The organism is Leisingera methylohalidivorans DSM 14336 (assembly GCF_000511355.1).
Classification (GTDB): domain Bacteria; phylum Pseudomonadota; class Alphaproteobacteria; order Rhodobacterales; family Rhodobacteraceae; genus Leisingera; species Leisingera methylohalidivorans.
In genome coordinates, this window is sequence record NC_023135.1 from 4,095,900 (window position 1) to 4,118,217 (window position 22,318).

The 22,318-nt window shown below is 61.7% G+C and carries 20 protein-coding genes and 2 pseudogenes; 12 read left to right on the forward strand and 10 right to left on the reverse strand.

All coding sequences use genetic code 11. The annotated features are described in order from the left end of the window. The first annotated feature begins 36 nt into the window (after positions 1-36). The 6 genes and pseudogenes from METH_RS19940 to METH_RS19965 all read left to right on the forward strand — a co-directional run. On the forward strand, positions 37-723 hold the full coding sequence (locus tag METH_RS19940) for a GntR family transcriptional regulator (RefSeq protein ID WP_024092283.1): 687 nt from the start codon (positions 37-39) through the stop codon (positions 721-723). A gap of 66 nt (positions 724-789) precedes the next feature. Then, a complete protein-coding gene (locus METH_RS19945) occupies positions 790-2,184 on the forward strand; it encodes an aspartate aminotransferase family protein (protein ID WP_024092284.1) in 1,395 nt (464 codons plus the stop codon). Positions 2,185-2,549: 365 nt separating this feature from the next. Beyond that, positions 2,550-3,650: an ABC transporter ATP-binding protein gene (locus METH_RS19950; protein ID WP_024092285.1), complete on the forward strand. Its 1,101-nt coding sequence runs from the start codon at positions 2,550-2,552 to the stop codon at positions 3,648-3,650. A gap of 79 nt (positions 3,651-3,729) precedes the next feature. Continuing rightward, positions 3,730-4,830 carry an extracellular solute-binding protein gene (locus METH_RS19955; RefSeq protein ID WP_024092286.1) on the forward strand — a complete coding sequence of 367 codons (1,101 nt, stop codon included), beginning with the start codon at positions 3,730-3,732 and terminating at the stop codon, positions 4,828-4,830. A gap of 82 nt (positions 4,831-4,912) precedes the next feature. Continuing rightward, complete coding sequence (locus tag METH_RS19960; RefSeq protein ID WP_024092287.1) at positions 4,913-6,184, forward strand: ABC transporter permease; 1,272 nt, start codon at positions 4,913-4,915, stop codon at positions 6,182-6,184. A 14-nt stretch (positions 6,185-6,198) separates the two neighbouring features. Then, a pseudogene (locus METH_RS19965) lies at positions 6,199-7,044 on the forward strand (ABC transporter permease); the annotation flags it as partial. 121 nt (positions 7,045-7,165) lie between these two features. Here the strand turns inward: METH_RS19965 and METH_RS19970 are convergent. Both METH_RS19970 and METH_RS19975 read right to left on the reverse strand, forming a co-directional pair. Continuing rightward, positions 7,166-8,494 (reverse strand): lytic murein transglycosylase, encoded by a 1,329-nt coding sequence (locus METH_RS19970; RefSeq protein WP_245602929.1) that lies wholly within the window; start codon positions 8,492-8,494, stop codon positions 7,166-7,168. A 61-nt stretch (positions 8,495-8,555) separates the two neighbouring features. Next, complete coding sequence (locus METH_RS19975) at positions 8,556-9,272, reverse strand: helix-turn-helix transcriptional regulator (RefSeq protein WP_024092290.1); 717 nt, start codon at positions 9,270-9,272, stop codon at positions 8,556-8,558. A 2-nt stretch (positions 9,273-9,274) separates the two neighbouring features. Here METH_RS19975 and METH_RS19980 point away from each other — a divergent pair, with 2 nt between their 5' ends. Both METH_RS19980 and METH_RS19985 read left to right on the forward strand, forming a co-directional pair. Further along, on the forward strand, positions 9,275-10,060 hold the full coding sequence (locus METH_RS19980) for a glutathione S-transferase family protein (RefSeq protein ID WP_245602930.1): 786 nt from the start codon (positions 9,275-9,277) through the stop codon (positions 10,058-10,060). Further along, entirely contained in the window at positions 10,057-10,479 is a 423-nt protein-coding gene (locus tag METH_RS19985) for a DUF1801 domain-containing protein (RefSeq protein WP_024092292.1), read from the forward strand. Before METH_RS19980 ends, METH_RS19985 begins: the two co-directional genes overlap by 4 nt. A 34-nt stretch (positions 10,480-10,513) precedes the next feature. Here the strand turns inward: METH_RS19985 and rnr are convergent, their stop codons facing one another. From rnr to dapE, 4 genes are read right to left on the reverse strand one after another with little or no spacing between them, the layout of a single operon-like run. After that, complete coding sequence (rnr, locus tag METH_RS19990) at positions 10,514-12,793, reverse strand: ribonuclease R (protein WP_024092293.1); 2,280 nt, start codon at positions 12,791-12,793, stop codon at positions 10,514-10,516. Between the two features lie 52 nt (positions 12,794-12,845). Further along, on the reverse strand, positions 12,846-13,418 hold the full coding sequence (locus tag METH_RS19995; RefSeq protein ID WP_024092294.1) for a TIGR04282 family arsenosugar biosynthesis glycosyltransferase: 573 nt from the start codon (positions 13,416-13,418) through the stop codon (positions 12,846-12,848). Continuing rightward, positions 13,415-13,840: a GNAT family N-acetyltransferase gene (locus METH_RS20000; protein ID WP_024092295.1), complete on the reverse strand. Its 426-nt coding sequence runs from the start codon at positions 13,838-13,840 to the stop codon at positions 13,415-13,417. The genes METH_RS19995 and METH_RS20000 overlap by 4 nt, the downstream gene beginning before the upstream one ends. Then, entirely contained in the window at positions 13,837-14,982 is a 1,146-nt protein-coding gene (dapE, locus tag METH_RS20005; protein ID WP_024092296.1) for a succinyl-diaminopimelate desuccinylase, read from the reverse strand. Before dapE ends, METH_RS20000 begins: the two co-directional genes overlap by 4 nt. A gap of 640 nt (positions 14,983-15,622) precedes the next feature. Here dapE and METH_RS25010 point away from each other — a divergent pair. The 3 genes and pseudogenes from METH_RS25010 (at position 15,623) to METH_RS20015 (ending at position 18,181) form a co-directional block, all read left to right on the forward strand. Next, complete coding sequence (locus tag METH_RS25010; RefSeq protein WP_024092297.1) at positions 15,623-16,090, forward strand: choice-of-anchor L domain-containing protein; 468 nt, start codon at positions 15,623-15,625, stop codon at positions 16,088-16,090. A 238-nt stretch (positions 16,091-16,328) separates the two neighbouring features. Beyond that, a pseudogene (locus METH_RS25015) lies at positions 16,329-16,938 on the forward strand (Hint domain-containing protein). Positions 16,939-17,125: 187 nt separating this feature from the next. After that, complete coding sequence (locus METH_RS20015) at positions 17,126-18,181, forward strand: transporter substrate-binding domain-containing protein (RefSeq protein WP_024092299.1); 1,056 nt, start codon at positions 17,126-17,128, stop codon at positions 18,179-18,181. A 9-nt stretch (positions 18,182-18,190) separates the two neighbouring features. Here METH_RS20015 and METH_RS20020 read toward each other — a convergent pair whose 3' ends face one another. Further along, positions 18,191-18,538 (reverse strand): hypothetical protein, encoded by a 348-nt coding sequence (locus METH_RS20020; RefSeq protein ID WP_024092300.1) that lies wholly within the window; start codon positions 18,536-18,538, stop codon positions 18,191-18,193. 142 nt (positions 18,539-18,680) lie between these two features. Here METH_RS20020 and METH_RS20025 point away from each other — a divergent pair, with 142 nt between their 5' ends. Beyond that, positions 18,681-19,214: a HutD/Ves family protein gene (locus METH_RS20025; RefSeq protein WP_024092301.1), complete on the forward strand. Its 534-nt coding sequence runs from the start codon at positions 18,681-18,683 to the stop codon at positions 19,212-19,214. Here METH_RS20025 and METH_RS20030 read toward each other — a convergent pair. From METH_RS20030 to METH_RS20040, 3 genes are all read right to left on the reverse strand, one after another. Beyond that, positions 19,211-20,578, reverse strand: coding sequence for a formimidoylglutamate deiminase (locus METH_RS20030; protein ID WP_024092302.1), 1,368 nt, complete (start codon positions 20,576-20,578; stop codon positions 19,211-19,213). The two genes, METH_RS20025 and METH_RS20030, sit on opposite strands and share 4 nt — an antisense overlap. 202 nt (positions 20,579-20,780) lie before the next feature. Then, on the reverse strand, positions 20,781-21,608 hold the full coding sequence (gene dapD / locus METH_RS20035) for a 2,3,4,5-tetrahydropyridine-2,6-dicarboxylate N-succinyltransferase (protein ID WP_024092303.1): 828 nt from the start codon (positions 21,606-21,608) through the stop codon (positions 20,781-20,783). 110 nt (positions 21,609-21,718) lie between these two features. Next, positions 21,719-22,318, reverse strand: a complete 600-nt coding sequence (locus METH_RS20040) for a GntR family transcriptional regulator (protein WP_024092304.1) — start codon at positions 22,316-22,318, stop codon at positions 21,719-21,721.

Below are 22,318 nucleotides of genomic sequence, written 5' to 3' on the forward strand. Positions count from 1 at the left end.
GTGCAAGCTGGCCGAAATTGAGGAGGAAAACACCAGGTGACTGAGACCACTTCACCACCCGTTGCTGCACAAGACAGCCCGGCAAAACTGCCCGCGCATGAGATCGTTTATCAGACGCTCAGGTCGCAGATTCTGTTCGGCGAACTGGTGCCCGGCCAAGCGGTGACAATCCAGGGGCTGGTGGAGACGCTGGGGGCCGGCATGACACCGGTCCGCGAGGCAATCCGGCGGTTGATTTCGGACGGGGCGCTGGTGTTCCAGGGCAACCGCCGCGTTTCGGTGCCCTTGTTGGGCCCAGGTGATCTAGAAGAACTTATTTTTGCAAGAAAAACAATAGAATGCGAGCTTGCGCGCCGTGCAACACTGCGCGTTTCCACAGCGCATATCGAGCAGCTGGTTATCATCGACAATGCGCTGGACAAGGCCATATCGACAGGTGATGTGGCGGGGTACCTGGTCCAAAACTACAGCTTTCACACCGAGCTTTATTCCCATGCGGATGCGCCCATTCTCAGCGACATTGCGGATCGGCTGTGGCTGCGCTTCGGCCCCTCGCTGCGGGTGGTCAGCGGGCGGCTCGGCACTCAGAGCTTCCCCGACCGTCACAAGGATATCCTGGAGGCACTGCGGCGGCAGGACCCGGAAATGGCTGCTTTGGCGATGGAGCGGGACGTCTTCGAGGGTATGGAGCATGTGGTTCAGGGGCTGCAGGCCGCGAACTGATTCGATTGACACCTGAGAATTTGATCATATTCTTGTGCCAATCAGTCATTCTCAGGAGCGAGTCCCATGACCGTTATCACCAACCACATGCCAACGGCCGAGTTGCAGGCGCTGGACGCTGCCCATCACATGCACCCGTTCACCGCCAATGGCGAGCTGTCGCAGAAGGGTGCGCGCATAATTACCCGCGCCGACGGCGTGCATCTGACCGACAGCGAGGGGAACCGGATCCTTGATGCAATGGCGGGCCTGTGGTGCGTCAACATCGGCTATGGCCGGGATGAACTGGCCGAGGTGGCCGCGCGCCAGATGCGCGAGCTGCCGTACTACAACACCTTCTTTCAGACCACGCATGTTCCGGCCATCGCCCTGGCCGCCAAGATTGCCGAGCTGGCACCGGGTGATCTGAACAATGTGTTCTTTGCCGGTTCCGGCTCCGAGGCCAATGACACCAACATCCGCATGGTACGCCATTACTGGGCGCTGAAAGGCAAGCCCGCGAAAACTGTCATTATCAGCCGGAAGAACGCCTATCACGGCTCCTCGGTCGGCAGCGGCTCGTTGGGCGGGATGAGCGGAATGCACGCCCAGGGCGGGTTGCCGATCCCGGACATCCACCACATCAACCAGCCGCATTGGTGGTCCGAAGGCGGCGACATGCCGCCGGAGGATTTCGGCCTCCAGCGCGCGCGCGAGTTGGAAGAGGCAATCCTGGAATTTGGCGAAGACCGCATTGCCGCCTTTATTGCGGAGCCGGTGCAGGGGGCGGGCGGGGTGATCGTGCCGCCGGACAGCTACTGGCCGGAAATCCAGCGTATATGCGACAAGTATGAAATCCTGCTGATTGCTGATGAAGTCATCTGCGGGTTCGGGCGCACCGGCAACTGGTTTGGCAGCGAGACCCTGAACATCCGTCCTGACATCATGACCATCGCCAAGGGGCTCAGCTCGGGCTACGCGCCGATCGGCGGTTCGATTGTCAGCGACGAGGTCGCCTCGGTGATTGCCGGGGATGAATTCAACCACGGCTACACCTATTCCGGCCATCCGGTGGCGGCGGCTGTTGCGCTGGAGAACCTGCGCATCATGGAAGAGGAGAACATTCTCGGCCATGTGCGCGATGTCGCCGCGCCGTACTTGAAAGAAAAATGGGAAGCGCTGGCGGATCATCCGCTGGTGGGAGAGGCCCGGATCGCCGGCATGATGGGATCCATTGCACTGACGCCGAACAAGGAGACCCGCGCGGTCTTTGCCGCGGAGGCGGGCACGGTTGGTTATATCTGCCGCGAGCGCTGCTTTGCCAACAACCTGGTGATGCGTCACGTCGGGGACCGGATGATCATTTCGCCGCCGCTTGTGATCACTCCTGCGGAAATCGACGTGATGATCGAACGCGCCTCCAAATCCCTGGATGAGTGTTATGCCGAGCTGAAGAAGCAAGACTTGTTGCACAGCGCCTGATTCTTCTCCCGGGCAGCGCAACAGTGCTGTTCCCGTCAGCGACTCATCCCAGCCCGGCAACATTGTTGCCGGGCTGTTTTTTCGGTGGAGAGGATGAAAGTGTCGTTTTCAGGATGTCGCCTTGCAGGAGGTGTCGCAATATGCCCAAGCGACGTCGCAAAAAGTCCGATGCTGCCGGCCGGAACGGGTCTAGGCTTCCCTAAGGATGCTCATTTCCTTTTGGGGAGCGGCCGAAGCAGGAACTTCGCACTCTCGCCAAGGAAAGAATATTTTTTCATACCTAGCGCTTGGTGGCTTTGGTGTGTTTAACTTCGAATAAGCGCAGAGAAAATCTGCCAGAATGACAAAACTACGGGGAGCCTGCTTTGGCTGATGCGTCAAACGTCGATGCGTTCGTTGAATTCGAACGCGTCCAAAAGAGCTATGACGGCGAAAATCTCGTTGTCAAAGACCTCAACCTCACAATGCCCAGGGGCGAGTTTCTGACTATGCTCGGCCCGTCCGGTTCGGGCAAAACCACCTGCCTGATGATGCTGGCAGGATTTGAAACCGCCACCCATGGCGACATTCGCCTTGGCGGAACGTCGATCAACAACATCCCGCCGCACAAGCGTGGCATCGGTATGGTGTTCCAGAACTATGCGCTGTTTCCGCATATGACGATTGCGGAAAACCTGTCGTTCCCGCTGGAAGTCCGCAAAATGGGCAAGTCCGAGCGTGAAGCCAAGGTGAAGCGGGCGCTGGACATGGTTGAAATGGGCGCCTTTGGCGGCCGCCGCCCGTCGCAGTTGTCTGGCGGCCAGCAGCAGCGGGTCGCCCTGGCCCGCGCGCTGGTGTTTGAACCGGAACTGGTTCTGATGGACGAGCCGCTGGGCGCGCTTGATAAGCAGCTGCGCGAAAAGATGCAGTTCGAAATCACCCATCTGGCGCACAGCCTGGGGATTACTGTGGTCTACGTGACCCACGACCAGACTGAAGCGCTGACGATGTCGGACCGTGTCGCTGTGTTTGACGATGGCCGGATCCAGCAGATTGCTCCGCCGGACCAGCTGTATGAAAGCCCGGAAAACAGCTTTGTTGCCCAGTTCATCGGTGAAAACAACACGCTGGAAGGCACCGTCAAGGAAATCAACAACGGTATCGCCCTGGTGCAGCTTGACGATGGCGGACTGATTGACTGCAAGCCGGTCAACGTGTCCCGCCCCGGCGAGCGCACCCGTGTGTCGATCCGCCCCGAACGGGTGGAATACAACAAGGAACGCCTGCAGGAAGGTGTTCATACGCTTAAGGCGGAAGTTCTGGAGTTCATCTATATGGGCGACATCTTCCGCACCCGTCTGCGGGTGGCCGGCAATGATGAGTTCATCATCAAAACCCGGAATGCCCCGGACCAAGTCCGTCTTCAGCCCGGTCAGCAGATTGAAATCGGCTGGCTGCCGGAAGACTGCCGCGCGCTGGACGCCTGATCCGCACGCGCAAAACCCCCGGCGGACGAATGACCGGGGGATTCTCACGTCTGTGAATTTCAACAAGGAGAGACACTCTATGAAAATCAGCAAACTGTCTGCACTGGCGGTGACCACTGCGCTTTGCGCCCCTTCGGCCTTTGCCGAAGAAATGGCCAATGAGCTGACACTGGTATCCTGGGGCGGTGCCTATCAGGCCAGCCAGCAGAAAGCCTATGTGGAACCCTATCTGGCCCAAAATCCCGGCGTTAAGGTGATCTGGGACGAAAGCTCTGCTGAGGCTGTGGCCAAGATCCGCGCCATGAACGAAGCCGGCAATGTGACCTGGGACCTGGTAGACGCTGTGGCCTCCGACTCGATGCGCTTGTGCGATGAAGGCCTGGCCGAAGAAATCAACCATGACGAAGATTTGGCCGCCGCGCCCGATGGCACCCCGGCCTCCGAAGACTTCGGCGATCTGATCGTCAGCGACTGCTTTGTGCCGCAGATCGTCTATTCGACCACATTCGGCTACCGCACCGATCTGATCGACAAGCCGGAAACTGTCTGCGCCATCTTCGATACCGAAAAGTATCCGGGCAAGCGCTCGCTGCAGAAACGCCCGATCGACAACTTGGAATGGGCGCTCTATTGCGACGGCGTGGCGAAGGATGAAATCTACGATGTTCTCGGCACCGACGAAGGTGTGGAGCGTGCGCTGGCCAAACTCGGCAGCATCAAGGATCAGGTCGTCTGGTGGACTGCCGGCGCGGAAACCCCGCAGCTGCTGGCGGACGGCGAAGTGGTGATGGGCTCGACCTACAACGGCCGTCTGTTCTCGGCAATTGCCGAACAGGACCAGCCGATCGGTATGCTCTGGGACATGCAGTCCTTTGATCTGGATGGCTGGGTCGTTCCGGCCGGTCTGCCTGCAGACCGCAAGGCGCGCGTGATGGACTTCCTGAAGTTTGCGACCGACACTCAGCGTCTGGCTGATCAGGCCGCTTACATCTCCTATGGCCCGGCCCGTGCATCCTCGGCACCGCTGGTTGGCAAGCACGCTGAACTGGGCATCGATATGGCCCCGCATATGCCGACTGACCCGGCTAATGCAGGCAACGTGCATGTCTATGACTACGAATGGTGGGCAGACAACCGCGATGACCTGAACGCAAAGTTCCAGGCATGGCTGGCTAAGTAATCTGACCGACACCTGATGCTGCGGGGGGCCTGACTTGACCGGGCCCCCCGCCCACAAAAAAATAAGACCCGACGGGAACCCAATGAGTGATATTACCCAATCCGGCCCGGTGCTGGCCGCCGACGGCAGGCCGCTCAAGCGCAGTCTGGCGCGTGCACTGCGCATGCAGAAGCTGCGCGCACTGCTGCTGATCGCGCCGCTCTTGCTGTTCATCCTAGTGACATTCATCCTCCCGGTGGCGGACATGCTGTTCCGGTCGGTAGAGAACCGGATTGTCCAGGATACATTACCACGCACGGTTGAGGTACTGGCTGACTGGGACCCTGCATCGGGTCAACTGCCGGAGGAGGCAGCTTTTGCCGCTTTGGCCGCCGACCTTAAAGACGCGGCTAATGTGAAAACCCACACCAAAGTTGCCAAGCGTCTTAACTATGAAAACCCGGGTCTCTCATCTGTATTCCGCAAGTCCGGCCGCAAGGTCAAGAATTGGGATATCGCAAACGACGGCCCCTTCCGCGAAAAACTGATCGATCTCAACGACGGCTGGGGCGATGTCGAGCTTTGGCGGACGATCAAGACTTATTCCAGCAGCTTCACGTCCGGCTACTTCCTGAACGCCGTCGATATGCGGCTGGGGGCTGATGGCCCCGAGATCCGGCCGGAAAATGAACGGATCTACAATACCATGCTGATCCGGACCATGCGGATGTCTCTGATCATCACCTTCAGCTGCATCCTTTTGGGGTATCCGGTTGCCTGGATCCTGGCGAACCTGCCGGCCCGAAAGGCAAACCTGCTGATGATCCTGGTGCTGCTGCCGTTCTGGACATCGCTTCTGGTGCGGACCTCTGCGTGGAAAATCCTGTTGCAGCAGCAGGGGGTTATCAACGATACACTGGTCTGGATCGGGCTTGTGGATGACGCCAACCGATTGGTTCTCATCAACAACGAGCTGGGCACCATTATTGCGATGACCCATATCCTGCTGCCCTTCATGATCCTGCCGATGTACTCGGTGATGCAGACCATCAACCCGACATATCTCCGCGCCGCCAAATCCTTGGGGGCCACGGACTGGACGGCGTTCTGGCGCGTCTACTTTCCGCAAACCGTGCCGGGAATCGGCGCCGGGTCGATCCTCGTCTTCATCCTGGCTGTGGGCTACTACATCACCCCGGCCCTGGTTGGCGGCACCAAGGGCACCTTTATCTCGAACCTTATCGCCTACCACATCTCGACTTCGGGCAACTGGGGTTTGGGCGCGGCACTGGGCGCAATCCTTCTGGCGGTGGTTCTGGCCCTTTACTGGGTCTACGACAAGATCGTCGGCATCGACAACGTGAAGCTGGGGTAACGGACATGAGTGCACTTCCTCCTTATGCAACCACCGGCCAGCGTGCTTGGTACTATTCCTTCCGGGTCATCTGCGGATTGGTGTTCTTCTTTCTGATCGCGCCGATCGTGGTGATCATTCCGCTCAGCTTCAACGCGCAGGACTTCTTCACCTTCACGCCTGAAATGCTGCGGCTGGATCCCGAAGGATACTCGCTGAAGCACTACCGCGACTTCTTCAGCAATGACTCCTGGCAGTCCGCGATGTGGAACTCGCTGAAGATCGCGCCGATGGCGACTATTGTTTCGGTGACCTTCGGAACATTGGCAGCGATCGGACTCAGCCAGCCGCATGTCCCCTTCCGCCGGGCGATCATGGCGATTCTGATCTCGCCAATGATTGTGCCGCTGATCATCTCTGCAGCCGGCATGTACTTCTTCTACAGCCGTATTGGCTTGCAGGGCACATACATCGGCGTGGTGCTGGCACATGCGGCGCTGGGCATCCCCTTCGTGATCATCACGGTGACAGCAACCTTGGTCGGCTTTGACCGGTCGCTCACCCGGGCTGCGGCCAACATGGGCGCGGATCCGGTCACCACCTTCTTCAGGGTGCAGATGCCGCTGATCCTGCCCGGGGTGATTTCGGGCGGCCTGTTTGCCTTCATCACCTCTTTTGACGAGGTCGTCGTCGTGCTCTTTGTTGGTTCTGCCGGGCAGAAGACGTTGCCTTGGCAGATGTTCATCGGCTTGCGGGAGCAGATTTCGCCAACCATTCTGGCTGTGGCGACGCTGCTGGTGGCGATCTCCATCATGCTGCTGGCTACGGTGGAAATGCTGCGCCGCCGCTCAGAGCGTTTGCGCGGCATGTCGCCCAGCTGATCAATCCGCAGAAAACTAAATAAAAAAGGCCCCGATCCGGGGCCTTTTTTCTTTCCGGGAATACTCCAGGGGTGATTTGGCCGTAAGGCCAAAGTGGCGGGGCGGCCGCCTCAAAACGTTGTCACCGCAGCTTTTGCAACAGCTGCAGGGACGCATAGCCGTCCGGGGTCAATCCTTTGGCAACCTGAAAGGCGCGCACGGCGCCGATGGTCTTTGGTCCGATTTTGCCATCAATGCCATCAGTGTCGAAACCCGCCTGGGTCAGCCGCTGCTGCATTTCTTCCCGCTCGGACAGGGTCAGAGCCCGGTCGCCGCGCGGCCAGCTGCCGTGGATCGGAGCGCCGCCCTTGATCCGGTCCGCCAGGTGACCGACACCGATCACATAGGCATCCGCCGTGTTGTAGCGTTCCAGAACGGCGAAATTTCCAAAGATCATAAAGGCAGCCCCGGCACTGCCGGCGGGCAGCAGGATCGCTGCGGGACCATGATCTGCCACCGGGCGCCCGTCCAGTCCCTTGATGCCAAGCGCGGCCCACTCCGAAGGCGGCTTCTCGATTTCCCGATCCGCCAGTGTGTAGTCAAATCCTTCGGGCAGGGAGACTTCCACACCCCAGGGCTGCCCCTTCACCCAGCCGAACTTCTTAAGATAAGCCGCGGTTGAGGCCAGCGCATCAGCCGGGTTGTCCGACCAGATATCGCGCTTGCCATCGCCGGTGAAATCCACGGCGTAATCCAGGTAGGACGTCGGGATGAACTGGGTGTGCCCCATGGCGCCGGCCCAGCTGCCGGTCATCTTGCGGGCGGCGACATCGCCGGCCTGCAGGATCTTCAGCGCCGCGACCAGCTGGCCCTCGAAGAATGCCCCGCGCCGCCCGTCGAAGGCCAGCGTCGCCAGGGACCGAACCACATCCATCTTGCCACGGAACGTGCCATAGCTGCTTTCCAGCCCCCAGATCGCCACCACGATCTCTTTTTCGACGCCATATGCCGATTCGATCTGATCCAGCCGGGCACGCTGTGCCTGCATCGCCGCCTTGCCGTTTTTAACCCGCAGGTCCGAGACGGCGCTGTCCAGGTAGTCCCAGATCGTCTTGGTGAACTCCGACTGGTTGCGGTCGCGGCGGATTACCTCAGCATCATAGCTGACCCCGGAAAACGCACTGTCCAGCACCGGCGCGCTGACCCCCTGCGAAATTGCCCGGTCACGGAACGCCTTGATCCAGCCTTGAAAGTTCAGGTCCGCAGCGGCAAGCTCCGGCTCCAGGGGGGGAGGAACCGCTGGCCTTGCTGCGGGTCTCAGGGCAGTGGCCACAGCCAATTGAATGCCTTCACCTTGCCCCCCATGATCAAAAAGCACAGGACGCTGGGCGGGTCTCAGGGAACTGTCCGGTGCGGCTTCTGCCGCCATTGCGCCGCCTGCTACCAGGGACGCTGCAAGCCATCTGCGCATGATGCACCTCATTATCACTGCTCCCTTTCAGTCTAACCGAGGTGCGGTTCTGGTAAAGAGGTCAGTCCTTGCATGTGCGGCGGGCCGCCTGCCGGTGTTCGTGGCGGAACTGCTCCAGCGCGTCCCGCAGCATCGGCACCCGGTGCGGACGGAAGCTTTGCTCTGTGATCTGCAACCCCTGCATTCGGTCCAGCCGGAACACACGGATGGCTTCACGCAGGCAGCACCAGGCAATCAGCACGGTTGAGCGGTCGAAATAGACGACACTCAGCGGTTTTACCTGCCGCTCGGTCACCGCGCCATGCCCGTCAGTATAGCCAAAGCGCACCTCCACCTCGTCCCAGGTGGCCTGGCGCAACTCCTGCGCTGAAATTGCGGGCGGGATAGGCCGGTCAAACCGGTAGGGTGCCAGCACCGCGTGGCGCAACCGGTGCGCCTGCCGCTGCGGCAGCCGCGCCTGCAGCTTGCGCAGCGCTTCCGAAGCCGCGGTGGCCAGTTCCGGATCGCCGATCTGCTCGACTTCGCGCAGGCCCAGCACCAGCGCTTCCAGTTCCGTATCGCGAAACCCCATCGGCGGCAGGGCGTTGTCCTCGATCAGGGTGAACCCATAGCCCGCGGCGCCATCAATCACCGCGCCCATTTCGCGCAGGGTGGCAATATCACGATGGATGCTGCGGGCGGATACCCCTAATTCACCGCCCAGCCGCGCCGCGGTATGCGGGCCGGGGCCCAGGCGCAGGGCCTGCATCAGCTGAAAGAGTCGATGGGTACGGGACATGTGTGATCATTCTATGGACTAGTGACATTAATTGTCATCAGCAAGGTTTAGAGAAAGGCCTTATAAACGCAACGAACAGGTTTTCAGCAATGCTTTCCCTCCTCACATTCCCGACCGGCTTCGGTTTGTTCAGCATCAGCCCTTTCTGCATTAAGTCCGCGATGATGCTGGAACTGTCCGGACAGCCATGGCAGCGCAGCGACCTCCTCGATCCCACTGAAATGCCACACCGGAAACTGCCGGTACTGGAAACCCCGGAAGGCCAAATTGCCGACAGCGACGGCATCCGCGACTGGCTGGAAGCGCAGGGTGCCGATTTCGACACAGGGCTGGATGCGGCGTCCTGCGCCCAGGCGCGCGCTTGGGTGCGGCTGGCAGAATATCATCTGGGCCTGCATCTGCTGCAGATGCGTTGGAACGACGACACAGTCTGGCCGGAAGTGCGTGATCAGATCTTCCAGTCGGTTCCCGAACCCATGCGGGAAGAGATTAGCGCCCCGATCAGAAAAGGAGTCCAGGACGGGCTGCACTGGCAGGGCGTCGCCCGGTTTAGCAATGCGGAGCGGTTGCGCCGACTTGAACAGGATCTGAAGGCCATCGCCGCGCTTGCCGCCAGACGCGGATTTCTGATGAGCGGCAAGATCACCTCGGCAGATTTAAGCGTAGCGCCGTTTCTGATCTCCATGCTGCACACCTCTGAGGCTTCGGCGGTCAGCAAACGCTTGCGAGAGGACAAGGTTCTGTGCGCCTATTTGAGCCGTGTGTTCGAAATGGTGCCCTTGCCATGAAACCTGCCTATTCCTCCCCGGAGATTGAGGCCGCGTTTGCGGTCTTTGACCCGCTTGCGCGGGAGGGGCTGCTGCGGCTCCGGCAACTGATATTTAGAACAGCCGCCGAAACACCAGAAGCCGGGCGGGTGGAAGAAGTTCTGCGCTGGGGGCAGCCATCCTTCATAACGCCAGAAACCAAGACGGGTTCCGCCATCAGGCTGGGGGTTCCGAAGGGCGCGCGTTTTGCGCTGTTTGTGCATTGCCAAAGCCGGCTGATCCCGGAGTTTGCCGCGGTCTTCCCGGCCTGGGACCGGTTTGAGGGCACCCGTGCAGTTCTGTTCGATGATCCTGCCGAGGTCGAACCCATTCGTCATGGCTGGCTGATTAAGCGCGCTTTGACGTACCGTATCCGGCCGCCGCTGGAGGTGCCGGCCTGACACAATGCCCGGCTGTCCCCGCGGGGACAGCTGCTTATTCCCGCCGCTTGCGCTCTACCTTGCGTTTGACTTTGGCGGCCTTGTGCTTGGATTTTGCTGCTTTGCGCTTCACGGTCCGGCCTGCCGGGCTGCGCCGTCCGCCTTTACGGGATCCGCCGCCTTTGGGCAGTTCCAGGTTTTCGATCGCAAGCAGCTCCAGCTCCAGCCCGCCGGTCACCGGGGCCGCCTGAACCAGCCGCACGGTTACCCGCTGGCCGATGGCCAGGGTCATGCCGGTATCGGCCCCCATCAGCGTGCCGGCCTGGGCGTCGAAATGGAAGAACTCCCGCCCGATCGAGCGGACCGGAACCAGACCATCGGCGCCGGTCTCGTCCAGTTTCACAAAGGCCCCGAAGCGGGCAATGCCGCTGATCCGCCCCTCGAATTCACTCCCCACGCGTTCACTGAGATATGAGGCCAGATAACGGTCCGTGGTATCGCGTTCCGCAATCATCGACCGCCGCTCGGTGTCGGAGATGTGGGTGGCGGTCTCCTCCAGCCGTTCGATCTGGGCCGCATCCAGCCCATCGTCGCCCCAGCCGTGCGAGGAGACCAGCGAGCGGTGCACGATCAGGTCAGCATAGCGCCGGATCGGCGAGGTGAAATGCGCGTAGTTCTTGAGTGCCAGGCCGAAATGGCCAAAGTTTTCCGGGTTGTAATAGGCCTGCTGCATCGACCGAAGTGTGGAAATGTTGATCAGCTCCGCCTCATCGGTTCCCGCCGCGTGGTTCAGCAGCGCGTTCAGATGCCGGGTCTGCAGCACTTGGCCCTTGGCCAGGTTCAACCCCGCCGCGCGGGCGGTTTCACGCAGTGCTTCCAGCTTTTCCTGTGCCGGTTCTTCATGCACCCGGAACAGCAGCGGCGAGCGTTTCTTGATCAGAGTCTCTGCCGCGGCGACATTGGCGAGGATCATGAACTCCTCGATCAGCTTGTGCGCATCCAGCCGGTCGCGGAAGGCAACCGAGGTTACAGTGCCGGCGTCATCCAGTATGATTTTGCGTTCCGGCAGGTCCAGGTCCAGCGGCTCACGCACGGCTCTTGCCCTTTTTAGAGCCTCATACGCAGCATAGAGCGGCTTGATCACATCTTCCAGTAAGGGCGCGGTTTTTTCATTTGCATTGCCGTCCTGCGCGTCTTGCACCTCGGCGTAATGCAGCGAGGCGGCCGAGCGCATCAGCCCGCGCACAAACCGGTGCCCGATCTTGTTGCCCTCGGTGTCCACCTGCATACGCACCGCGATACAGGCACGCGGTACCCCTTCATGCAGTGAGCAGAGGTCGCCTGACAGCCGATCCGGCAGCATCGGCACAACCCGGTCCGGAAAATAGCTTGAGTTGCCGCGTTTGCGGGCTTCGCGGTCCAGTGCAGAGCCGGGACGCACATAAGCGGCCACATCGGCAATCGCCACCCAGATCACATGGCCGCCCGGGTTTTCCGGGTCGTCGTCGGCATGGGCATAGCAGGCGTCGTCATGGTCGCGGGCATCCGCCGGGTCGATGGTGACCAAGGGCAGTTCGCGCAGGTCTTCGCGGCCTTTGAGGCCCATCGGCTTGGCTGCATCAGCCTCGGCCATGACCGGATCGGGGAAATGGTCAGGGATACCATGCTGGTGAATGGCAATCAGCGACACCGCCTTTGGTGCTGCCGGGTCGCCCAGCCGTTCCACGATCCGTGCGCGCGGCAGACCCATGCGGCCCTTGGGACCAGCCTGTTCGGCTTCGACCAGCTCGCCGTCCTTGGCGCCTTTGATGGCGTCCGGTGCCACCATCCATTCGCTGGACGCGGCCTTGTCGATCGGTACAATCCGCCCGCCTTCGGAGCCTGCGCGGAAGATGCCCAGCACCCGTTTCGGGTTGCTGCCGATGCGGCGGATCAGCCGGGCTTCGTAGTTGTGGTCCTGATCCGGCACCTGCTGCAGCTTGACCAGGATCTTGTCGCCTTCACCCAGAGCCGGATCCGAGGCGCGGGGGAGGATCAGAATGATTGGCTCCACGCCCTCGCCATGCCATTCCAGGGGGCGCCCGTAGAGATCGCCATCCGCGTCCGGTGCCTTGACCTGCAGCACGGTCACAGGCGGCAGCTGGTCCGGGTCGCGGTAGGTCTTCTTGCGCTTTTGCAAGTGGCCCTCGGCCTCCAGCTCCTTGAGGATGCGCTTGAGGTCGATGCGGTCGGCGCCCTTGATGCCAAAGGCCTTGGCGATGTCGCGCTTGGAGGTATGGGTCGGGTTGGCGGAGATCCAGTCGAGGATTTCGGCCTTGGAGGGAATACGGCTCATGTGTTCCGCCCTAGCACGGCGGGCGGGCGGCGTCATGGTGAAAAGCGTGCCGTCAGCGCTGCGGCAGATCCGCGGCCGTGTCGACGTCGCGCAGGGTATCGGTCAGCGCGATGCGCCAGCCGGGCAGGGTTTGCAACGTGTCTGCCAGCGCGTGTTCGCTGGACCAGCGGGTGTTTTCGAACAGTCTGTGCGGCAGTCGGGCAGGATGTTTTGCACCAACCAGCCAGTAGCCTCCGTCGTCCGCGGGGCCAAAGGCGGCGTCGTGACCGCCAAGGGCCGTGAAGGCCCGGGCGATGTGGGCGCGGGTGATGCCGGGGATGTCGGCGCCAATCAGGCAGGCAGGGCCGGGGACAGATTGCAGCATCCGTTTCATCCGCTGTCCCAGGTCGCCGCCGCCTTGCGGCAAGCGGGGCAGATCAGCAGGCCAGACCTTTGAATTCACCGCGATGTCGGGAGCTGCCGCCAGCACAATCTGCCAGCGCGGATCGCGTAATCGCCGCATCAGCCGGGCGGATTGGTGGCGGAACCACCAGGTTGCCGGGATCACGCCGATGTCCCGGGCCAGCCGGGTTTTCACCCGGCCAGGCCGTGGTTCCTTAACCATGATGATCAGGGTGCGTTTCACGTGAAATCAAGCACCATGTCCCGGTGATCGATGCCGGCATCGTCATAGACCGGACCGAAGGCGGTGAAGCCGAGCTTCTCGTAAAACCCGATGGCATGGAGCTGCGCGCCCAGTTTGGCTTTGGCAGTGCGGGGGCGGGCCTGAGCCGTTTCAACCGCCGCCTCGATCAGCTTGGCACCGAGGCCGGTGCCGCGGGTGGACGGCAGCACGCAGACCCGGCCGATCTTGGCAGTGTCACCGTTGAAGACAATCCGCGCGGCCCCAACGGGGATGCCGTCCTGAACCGCCAGCAGATGCGTCGCAGCGTCATCCAGCGCGTCCTGTTCCATGTCCGCCGGCACGCCTTGCTCCACCACGAACACCTGGTGGCGCAGGGAAAAGCAGGTTTCAAGATCGTCCGTGACAGCGATGTTCAGGTTCATGCAAAATAATCCTGCAGGATCCGGGTGTAGATAGATTTCAGCTGGTGGATCTGGGCCACTTCCACCCGTTCATCCACCTGATGCATGGTTTTGCCGACCAGGCCGAATTCCACCACCGGGCAGTGATTCTTGACGAAGCGCGCATCGGAGGTGCCGCCGGTGGTCGACAGTTCGGGCTTGCGGCCGGTTTCCGCCTCGACCGATGCTGAAACCAGATCTGACAGCGCTCCTGGCGGGGTGATAAAGCTTTCGCCGGAGACCTGCACATCGATCCCGATTTCAACGCCGAACTCCGCCGCCACTTTGCCAGCCTCGCCTTGCAGCCACTCTGTCAGGCTGGCGCCGCTGTGGGAGTCATTGAAACGGATGTTGACGGTTGAGGCCGCCTGCGTCGGGATCACGTTGGTGGCCGGGTTGCCGGTGTCAATGGTAACGACCGCCAGCGTCGAGGCATCAAAATGATCGGTGCCCTGGTCCAGTTTATGGCTGGCCAGCCGATCCATCAGCCGCACCATCGCGTTCAGCGGGTTGTTGGCCCGGTGCGGGTAGGCCGAATGCCCCTGCACTCCAGTCACCGTGAACCAGGCGGTCAGCGAACCGCGGCGGCCGATCTTGATCATTTCACCCATCTCGTCGGGACAAGTAGGTTCACCCACCAGGCAGACGGACATCTGTTCACCCGTGCGCTCCATGTAGTCCAGCAGCGCGGTGGTGCCGTCCACAGCATCGCCTTCCTCGTCGCCGGTGATGGTCAGGATGATGGCGCCGTCCGGAGGGGTGTCCTTCACAAAATCAATGGCGGCGGCGGCGAAAGCGGCAACCCCCGATTTCATGTCGGTGGATCCGCGCCCGTACATAAACCCGTCTTTTTCTTCGGCGCCGAAGGGCGGCATGGTCCAGGCAGCCTTATCCCCCAGCGGCACGACATCAGTATGGCCGTTGAAGCCGAAGGTTTTGGCGTGGCCTTTGGCACCCCAGCGGGCAAACAGGTTGCTGACATTGCCGCGGTCTGTCCGGGTGCACTGAAAACCAGCTTCGCTCAGCAGTTTCTCCAGCAGCACCAGCGCGCCGCCTTCTTCGGGCGTCACTGACGGGCAGCGGATCAAATCGGCGGTCAGGCGGGCGGGATCGGTTTGCGGCATGGACGGGCTCCTCACTTTCCGGTTGGCACAGGCCTAGCGTGGAACGGGGCGCGGTGCAATTCACAGAGCGTTTAGAAAATGTGGCGCAAAAGCAGCGGTTTCACGGATGATCGCGCACACGCCCTGCCGGCACCTCCAGTAGTGTTGATAACCTGTTAATCGCAATTGACCCGAGGCAAGGTATTCCGAGAGCAGCACCACCGTAACAGCGGGGCGCGCAATTGACTGGCGGCGGAACTGCTGGCCAGGCAGCAGGCCAGCCTGTCTGCGGGGTGGCTTGCCCGGAATGCGGGAGCAGCCGGAACTATGGTCAAGGCACGCGAGCTTACTTATCAGACCAACGCCACTGCAGAGCAGATGCGTAGACCATATTCGGGGACGGGGCCACTGTTGCCGGCGCTTGCTATTCGGGGTGGAGCCAGTCCTCGGCGATCTATTCAAAGGGGGACGCCCGGGCACCCGGCGCCACGCCCAGCGAAACCGGCGTGATCCTGTCCACCGGGCGGCCAGTCACTTCACCCGCTCCGGTGGCGACCCCAATCGCTCCACTCAGACGTCGGCCGATACGCCCGGCGAAAACAACAATCCCGACTTCAATGCAGCTGCCGGCACCAATACCTAGGATGCCTCCTACCTGGATGTGAGCTTCATTCCCGATCCGGACCTGATGACGATGCAATTCGACTTGTCCTCCGAGGAATTCCCGGATTTCCAGAATTCGGTTTATCAGGGCGTGGTCGCGGTCTGGGTCAACGGCGAGCAGGTTCTGATGGCGGCCGGGAACGGCCAGGCCAATCCCAGCAATATCAGTTCCTCTATCAACGAGAATCTGTATCTCGACAATGCCGGCGACGATTTCAACACCGAGATGGACCGGCCTACTCTGACCATGACGCTGGCGCTGCGCGTCAACCCCGGTGAGCTGAACGACACCCGCATCGGCATCGCCGATGTGGGTGACAGCCGCCACGACAGCAACCTGCTGATCGCCGCAGACACGGTGCAGACCGATCTGGTGGCAATGACCGGCGATGTCTATGGGGCGCCGGACAGCAGCAAGACCATCGATGGGCTGGCCAATGATGTGAACAAGTCCGGGGCACCCTGACGGTCACCCATATTAACGGAACCGAGGTGGAGGCCGGGTCAGTGGTGACGCTCAACAGCGGGCAGGAAGTGCAGCTGAATGCAGATGGCACGCTGACCCTGGCGGGGAACGGCGATGTCGAGGATTTCGTCTTTACCAATCAGGTAAGCAATGGCGTCAATTCCGACACGGCTTTGTCAACGCCAGCTCGATCCCCTGTTTTGTGGCGGGTACCCGGATCCGGCCCCCCTATGGCGAGGTGCCGTTGGAAGATCTGGCGCCTGGCGATCTGGTGGAAACCCGTGACGGCGGAAAGTGGTTTTGCACCGATTCGCATTGCCGCGGATAGGTTTGGCCGGCATGGCGAACTGATGGTATCGCCGCAGCACCGGGTGTTGGTGCGCGGGGCCCATGCCGAGTTGTTCTTTGGCGGGGAAGAGGTGCTGGTGGCGGCCAAAGATCTGGTCAACGGGCGCAGCGTGGCACGCTGTCCGGGCGGCGAGGTTACCTATGTGCATCTGATGTTCGACCGTCATCAGGTGAGCTATTCCGAAGGTCATGCCACTGAAACCTTCCTGCCTGGCCCGCAGATCGTCAACCTGTTTAACCGGCCGGTGGCAGTGGAGATCTGCGCGCTGTTCCCCGAGCTGGACCCGGAAACCGGCGCGGGCTGCAGCGCCGGGGCGCGGCCTGCGCTTAAAGCCTATGAAGGGCGGTTGCAGGCGGCGATCCAGGGGGCCTGCACATGTGGGCTGGATTGCGGTCATCGGCGGCGGAGTATCTGGCGCTCTCCAGCGGTATCGAGCCCGCGGGTCCGGCCCCGGCGCTGCTGCCTTCCCCCCTGTTGCCACGTCCGAAGGCTACCGTAAGCTGAGCGGATTGCAGCAAGGCGATCTGGTTCTGACCAGCAGCGGTGCGGCGGTGCCGGCCGTACGGCGGACGGTCTGATACGGCCGCAGCTTCGACTCCGGCCTTTGCCGCCAATGTGCTTGCGTGAAAAAGGGGAACCGCATAAGGACGTTAAAACCGTCCCAGAGGCCTGCCCCGAGCGTTCCCGTGCTGTATCTTCGCCTGACAATCGCAGCCCTGTTCCTGATATGGGGGCAATTGCTGTCTGCGCAGGTGCTGACGGTCAACACGGTCACCCGGCCGCCGTTTTCGATGGTAGAGGAAGGGCGCGACACCGGCTTTTCCATGGAACTCCTGAAAATTCTGGCGGAGCGGCTGGAGTGGGACTATCAAGTCAACCGCAAAAACAGCTTTGCGGAGATGCTGGACGGGGTGCGAAGAGGCGAGGCGGATCTGGCCGCTGCCAATATCTCCATCACTGCCGCGCGCGAAGTGGTGATGGACTTCAGCCACCCCATTTTCGAAAGCGGCCTGCAGATCATGGTCCAGGCTGATGAAGTCCGTCAGCCGTCGCTGATGCGGGCGCTGCTGTCCTGGGACCTGGCCGCGGCCATCGGCATCGCCTTCTTGCTGCTGTTCGGCGGCGGCATGCTGATGTGGGCCGTCGAGCGCCGCGCCCAGCCCTATTTCGACCGCCCCTTGAAAGAGGCCTGGTTCCCTTCCTTCTGGTGGGCGCTGAACCTGGTGGTGAACGGCGGATTTGAGGAACGGGTGCCGCGCACGCCGGTGGGCCGGATGTTCGGCGTGGTTCTGGTCGTGTCTTCGCTGTTCATCGTTTCGGTCTTTGTCGCCAAGATCACCGCTGTGATGACGGTGGAGGCGATCAGCGGCTCAGTGAACTCGGTGAACGACCTTTATGGAAGATCCGTAGGAACCATTGGCGGATCGACCGCTGCGGGATTCCTTGACCGTCGTGAGATCGACTATTCCGCCTATGCCGGGCTGGAGGAAATGCTGACCGGTTTTGAAACCGGCGAGGTGAAGGCGCTGGTTTTTGATGCGCCGGTGCTGAACTTCTACGTCCGGCAGGGCGGCCATCAGTACGGCCATACTATTGGACAGCCCTTTCTGCGCGAGAATTACGGGCTGGTGTTTCCGGCTGGCTCACCGCTGGTGGAAGAGGTCAACCGGGCGCTGCTGGCATTGCAGGAGGACGGCAGCTATGACGCCCTTTACCGCGAATGGTTCGGCGGCCGGAACTGACGCCCGCGGTTAGTGAAAGACCGGCTCCTCGCCGTCGAAGAACGGCGTCATCTGGGCGACGATCACCGCGTTTTCTTCCAGCGCCCGCTGCATCAGCGCGCGTTCCTCGTCACCGATCTCATGGCCTTCGGCTTCGCGTTCTTCCAGGGTGCCATAGCCGGTGACATCGAGCGGCGCGGTATCGGCCTGCTTGAGGATCGCCACGGTTTCGCGCACCGCCTCAGCCTCATCCACGCCGGAGGCATAGATCATCAGCGCCGCACCGGTGGCACCGTCTGGCAGGCCGTCGCCGTCCTTGCGCCCGATCTGGACAAGCAGGGTATAAACTTGCTGGCGGGAGGGTTTCTTCTTTTCCATGCCGCCGCCATAGCGCCGGGGCAGGGGGATGGTCAATCAAATAGCGGCTGCGGGGCTTGGTGCCTGAGCGAACAGATGGGTTGCGGCGGCTGGGGGCCGTATATTATGTCTATGCTTATTCGCTTACCAAGAGGACACGCCGATGCTCATCTCCGCTTTTAAGGCCCGGCCGGTGGCTTGGAAAAACGGCGGCGGCGTGACCCGTGAGCTGGCCGTGCACGAAGAAAACGGCACAATGGTCTGGCGCCTCAGCCTGGCGGATATTTCGCGCGACGGCCCGTTTTCCGCCTTTCCGGGCCTTTCCCGCATCCATTGCATCGTCGAGGGGGCCGGTCACATCCTGTCGAACAGCGGGACGCGGCTGGAAGCCCGCCCGCTGCAACCATTGCCGTTTGACGGCGGGCTGGAACTGGAATGCCGCCTGCGCGACGGGCCCAGCAAGGCGTTCAACGTGATCTACGATCCGGCAAGGGTCACGGCAGACGCCGGGATTTTGAAGGATGGCGCGCTGCCTGCCGTTGGGAACCGCCACGTGCTGTTTGTTGTTGCCGGCAGGCTGGAAATAGCAGGCAAGGGGCATTTTACCCCGGGTGAGGGGATCGTAATGGAGAACGCCGCCAGCGGAGTGGTTTCCGATGGCGGCGCGATCATCCAAGTGCAGTTTTTGCCAGTTTAGAGACTGTTCAGCAGCTCCTTGATTGCGCTGCGGTAGCCGGCAACCACGCTGTCGCGGGCGATGTGGCGGCCCTGCTGCACCACATGGCGGCCGCCGCTCCAGACATCGGTCACGGTGTCGTCACCCGCCGCAAAACACAGCCCGTCCAGCATCTGCTCCGGCTTCAGTGCGCACAGCGCGGGCACGCCGCTGTCAAGGGCCACCAGATCCGCCAATGCACCTTCTTCGATCCGGCCGGCATCGCGGCCCAGGGCCTGCGCACCGCCCTTGGCTGCGCCCAAGTACAGCGTCTCGCCCACCGAGCCTTCGCCGGGCACCAGCACATTGCGTGCCAGATCCCGCAGGCGCTGGGAATACTCCAGCGTGCGCAGCTCCTCCGGCAGCGAAATCCGCACGTTAGAGTCTGATCCGACCCCGAAAACGCCATCATGCGCCAGGTATTCCACCCCATTGAACGGCCCGTCGCCCAGGTTTGCCTCGGTGATCGGGCACAGGCCGGCCACGGCGCCGGATTGTGCCATGCTGATGGTTTCGGCACTGGTCATGTGAGTCGCGTGGATCAGGCACCATTTGCCATCAACCGGAGCATTGCCCAGCAGCCATTCGACCGGCCGCGCGCCCAGCCAATCGCTGATGTCGGCCACTTCCTTGGGTTGCTCAGAAATATGGATATGCACCGGCAGGCTGCCCTGGATCTGCAGGACCTCGGCCAGATCCTCGGGGCATGTGGCGCGCAGGGAATGCGGTGCGATACCGACGCAGGCGTCCTGCGGCAGATCCCGTGCCGCAATATCACGGGCGCGGGCGACGAGATCAGCAAACTCAGCCACAGAACTGCCAAACCGCTGCTGACCACCATTCAAAGCCTGTTTTCCGGCTCCGCCGTAGGTATAGAGCACCGGCAGATGGGTAAGGCCGATACCGGTCTGGCTGGCAGCGGCAAAGACCCGCTCGCTGAGCTCGGTCAGTGAAGCAAAATGGGCGCCGCCCGGTTGGTGATGGACATAGTGGAATTCACCCACGGAGGCATAGCCTGCCTCCAGCATCTCCATGAAGACCAGCGCGGCAATGGCCTCATACTGCTCAGGCGTGATGCGGTCCATGAAGCGGTACATCAGCTCGCGCCAGGTCCAGAAGCTGTCCTTTCCGGCAGCACGGTATTCGGTCATACCGGCCATTGCGCGCTGGAAGGTGTGGGAATGCAGGTTACCCAGCGACGGCAGCAGCACATCTGCCAGTGTGTCGCCTGGCTGCGCCTGGGCATTGGTTTCCAGGGAGGAAATCCGGCCGTTGTCAACCGTCAGCCGGAGGTTCTCTGCCCACCCCTGGGGCAGGCGGGCGTGCTGGGCGAATATCGTCTGCATGAGACCCTCTTATGTGTAGATATAATATTAATAGCGGCATGTTTAATGTGCTGCAAGAGTATTGCGCAGGAGGGGCGCTGCCCCTCGGCCTGGCGGCCTCAGCCCGGAGTATTGGCAACCAGAATGAATCTGGTGCATCTGCTGAAACGAAAAACGCGCCCGGTGAGGGGCGCGTTCTATGAGGTCTGAACTGTGGCGCGGGTCAGTCGCGCAGCAGTTCGTTGATGCCGGTCTTGGAGCGGGTTTTCTCATCAACCCGCTTCACGATCACCGCGCAGTAGAGGCTGATGTTGTTCTTGGAGGGCATCGAGCCTGCCACCACAACCGAATAGGGCGGCACTTCACCATAGGTCACTTCGCCGGTCTCGCGGTCGACGATTTTGGTCGACTTGCCGATGAACACGCCCATGCCCAGAACCGATCCTTCGCGCACAATGCAGCCCTCGACTACTTCGGAACGGGCGCCGATGAAACAGTTGTCCTCGATGATGGTCGGGCCGGCCTGCATCGGCTCCAGCACGCCGCCGATACCGACGCCGCCGGAAAGGTGCACGTTCTTGCCGATCTGCGCGCAGGAGCCGACGGTGGCCCAGGTGTCAACCATTGTGCCTTCGCCGACATAGGCGCCGAGGTTCACGAAGGAGGGCATCAGCACAGCACCAGGCGCGACATAGGCGGATTTGCGGACGACGCAGTTGGGGACTGCGCGGAAGCCAGCGGATTTCCACTGGTCCTCGCCCCAGCCGGCAAACTTGCTGTCGACCTTGTCCCACCAGCCGCCGGCCTGCGGGCCGCCTTCGTGGATTTCCATGTCCTTGATGCGGAAGCCCAGCAACACTGCCTTCTTGGCCCATTGGTTCACGTGCCAGTCGCCGCTGTCCAGCTTCTCGGCCACCCGCAGGGACCCGGAATCCAGCGCGTTCAGGGTGTCTTCAATGGCTTCACGGGTCTCGCCGGTGGTGGCCGGGGTGATGGTGTCGCGCGCCTCCCAGGCGGCTTCGATTGCTGCTTCCAGCTGGGCGTTGGACATGGGGGTTCCTCCGGCATCCGTTAGATTCGGGGTTACATAACGGCAATCTGCCCGCAGGTCATGTCCGGATTGCGTCCAAATTGCCTCTCTGCACGGCGTTTTGCCTGCTGTCAGCGCACCCGGCGCAAGTGGCGGCGCAGGATTTCGCAGGCTCCGGCGGCGTCGCGGCGGACCATAGCCTGCACGATTGCGGCATGGTCGCTGTCCACCCGGCGGGTCCATCGGTGCTGCCAGTTGGCAAACAGATGGCGGGCGGCAGCGATGTGCAGATCGTCGATCGAGGCCAGCAGCCGCGGCATTGCACAGGGGGTCAGTATCACCTTGTGAAAGGCGCGGTTTAACCGCTCCCAACTGGCCATATCCTCAGCCGCATCACAGGCCAGGCGGGCGGACTCGGCGGCTTCGATGTCCTCGGGTGTGAGGCGGGCGAATGCGTGTGTGAGGGCCAGGACCTCCAGCGCGACCCGCATCGCGATTACTTCGCGGATTTCGGAAGGGTCCAGGGCGCTGACACGGGTGCCGCGGCGGGGTTCGGATTTGGCGAGCCCATGCGCCTCCAGCCGCAGCAAGGCCTCGCGCACGGGCACATGGCTTGCCTCAAACTCGCGTGCGATATGGTCCTGGCGCAGCCTTTCGCCGGCAGGGAGGCCGCCCGTAATAATGCGCTCGCTCAAGCTTTGATAAATCGTGTCGGCAATGGTTTCGGACAT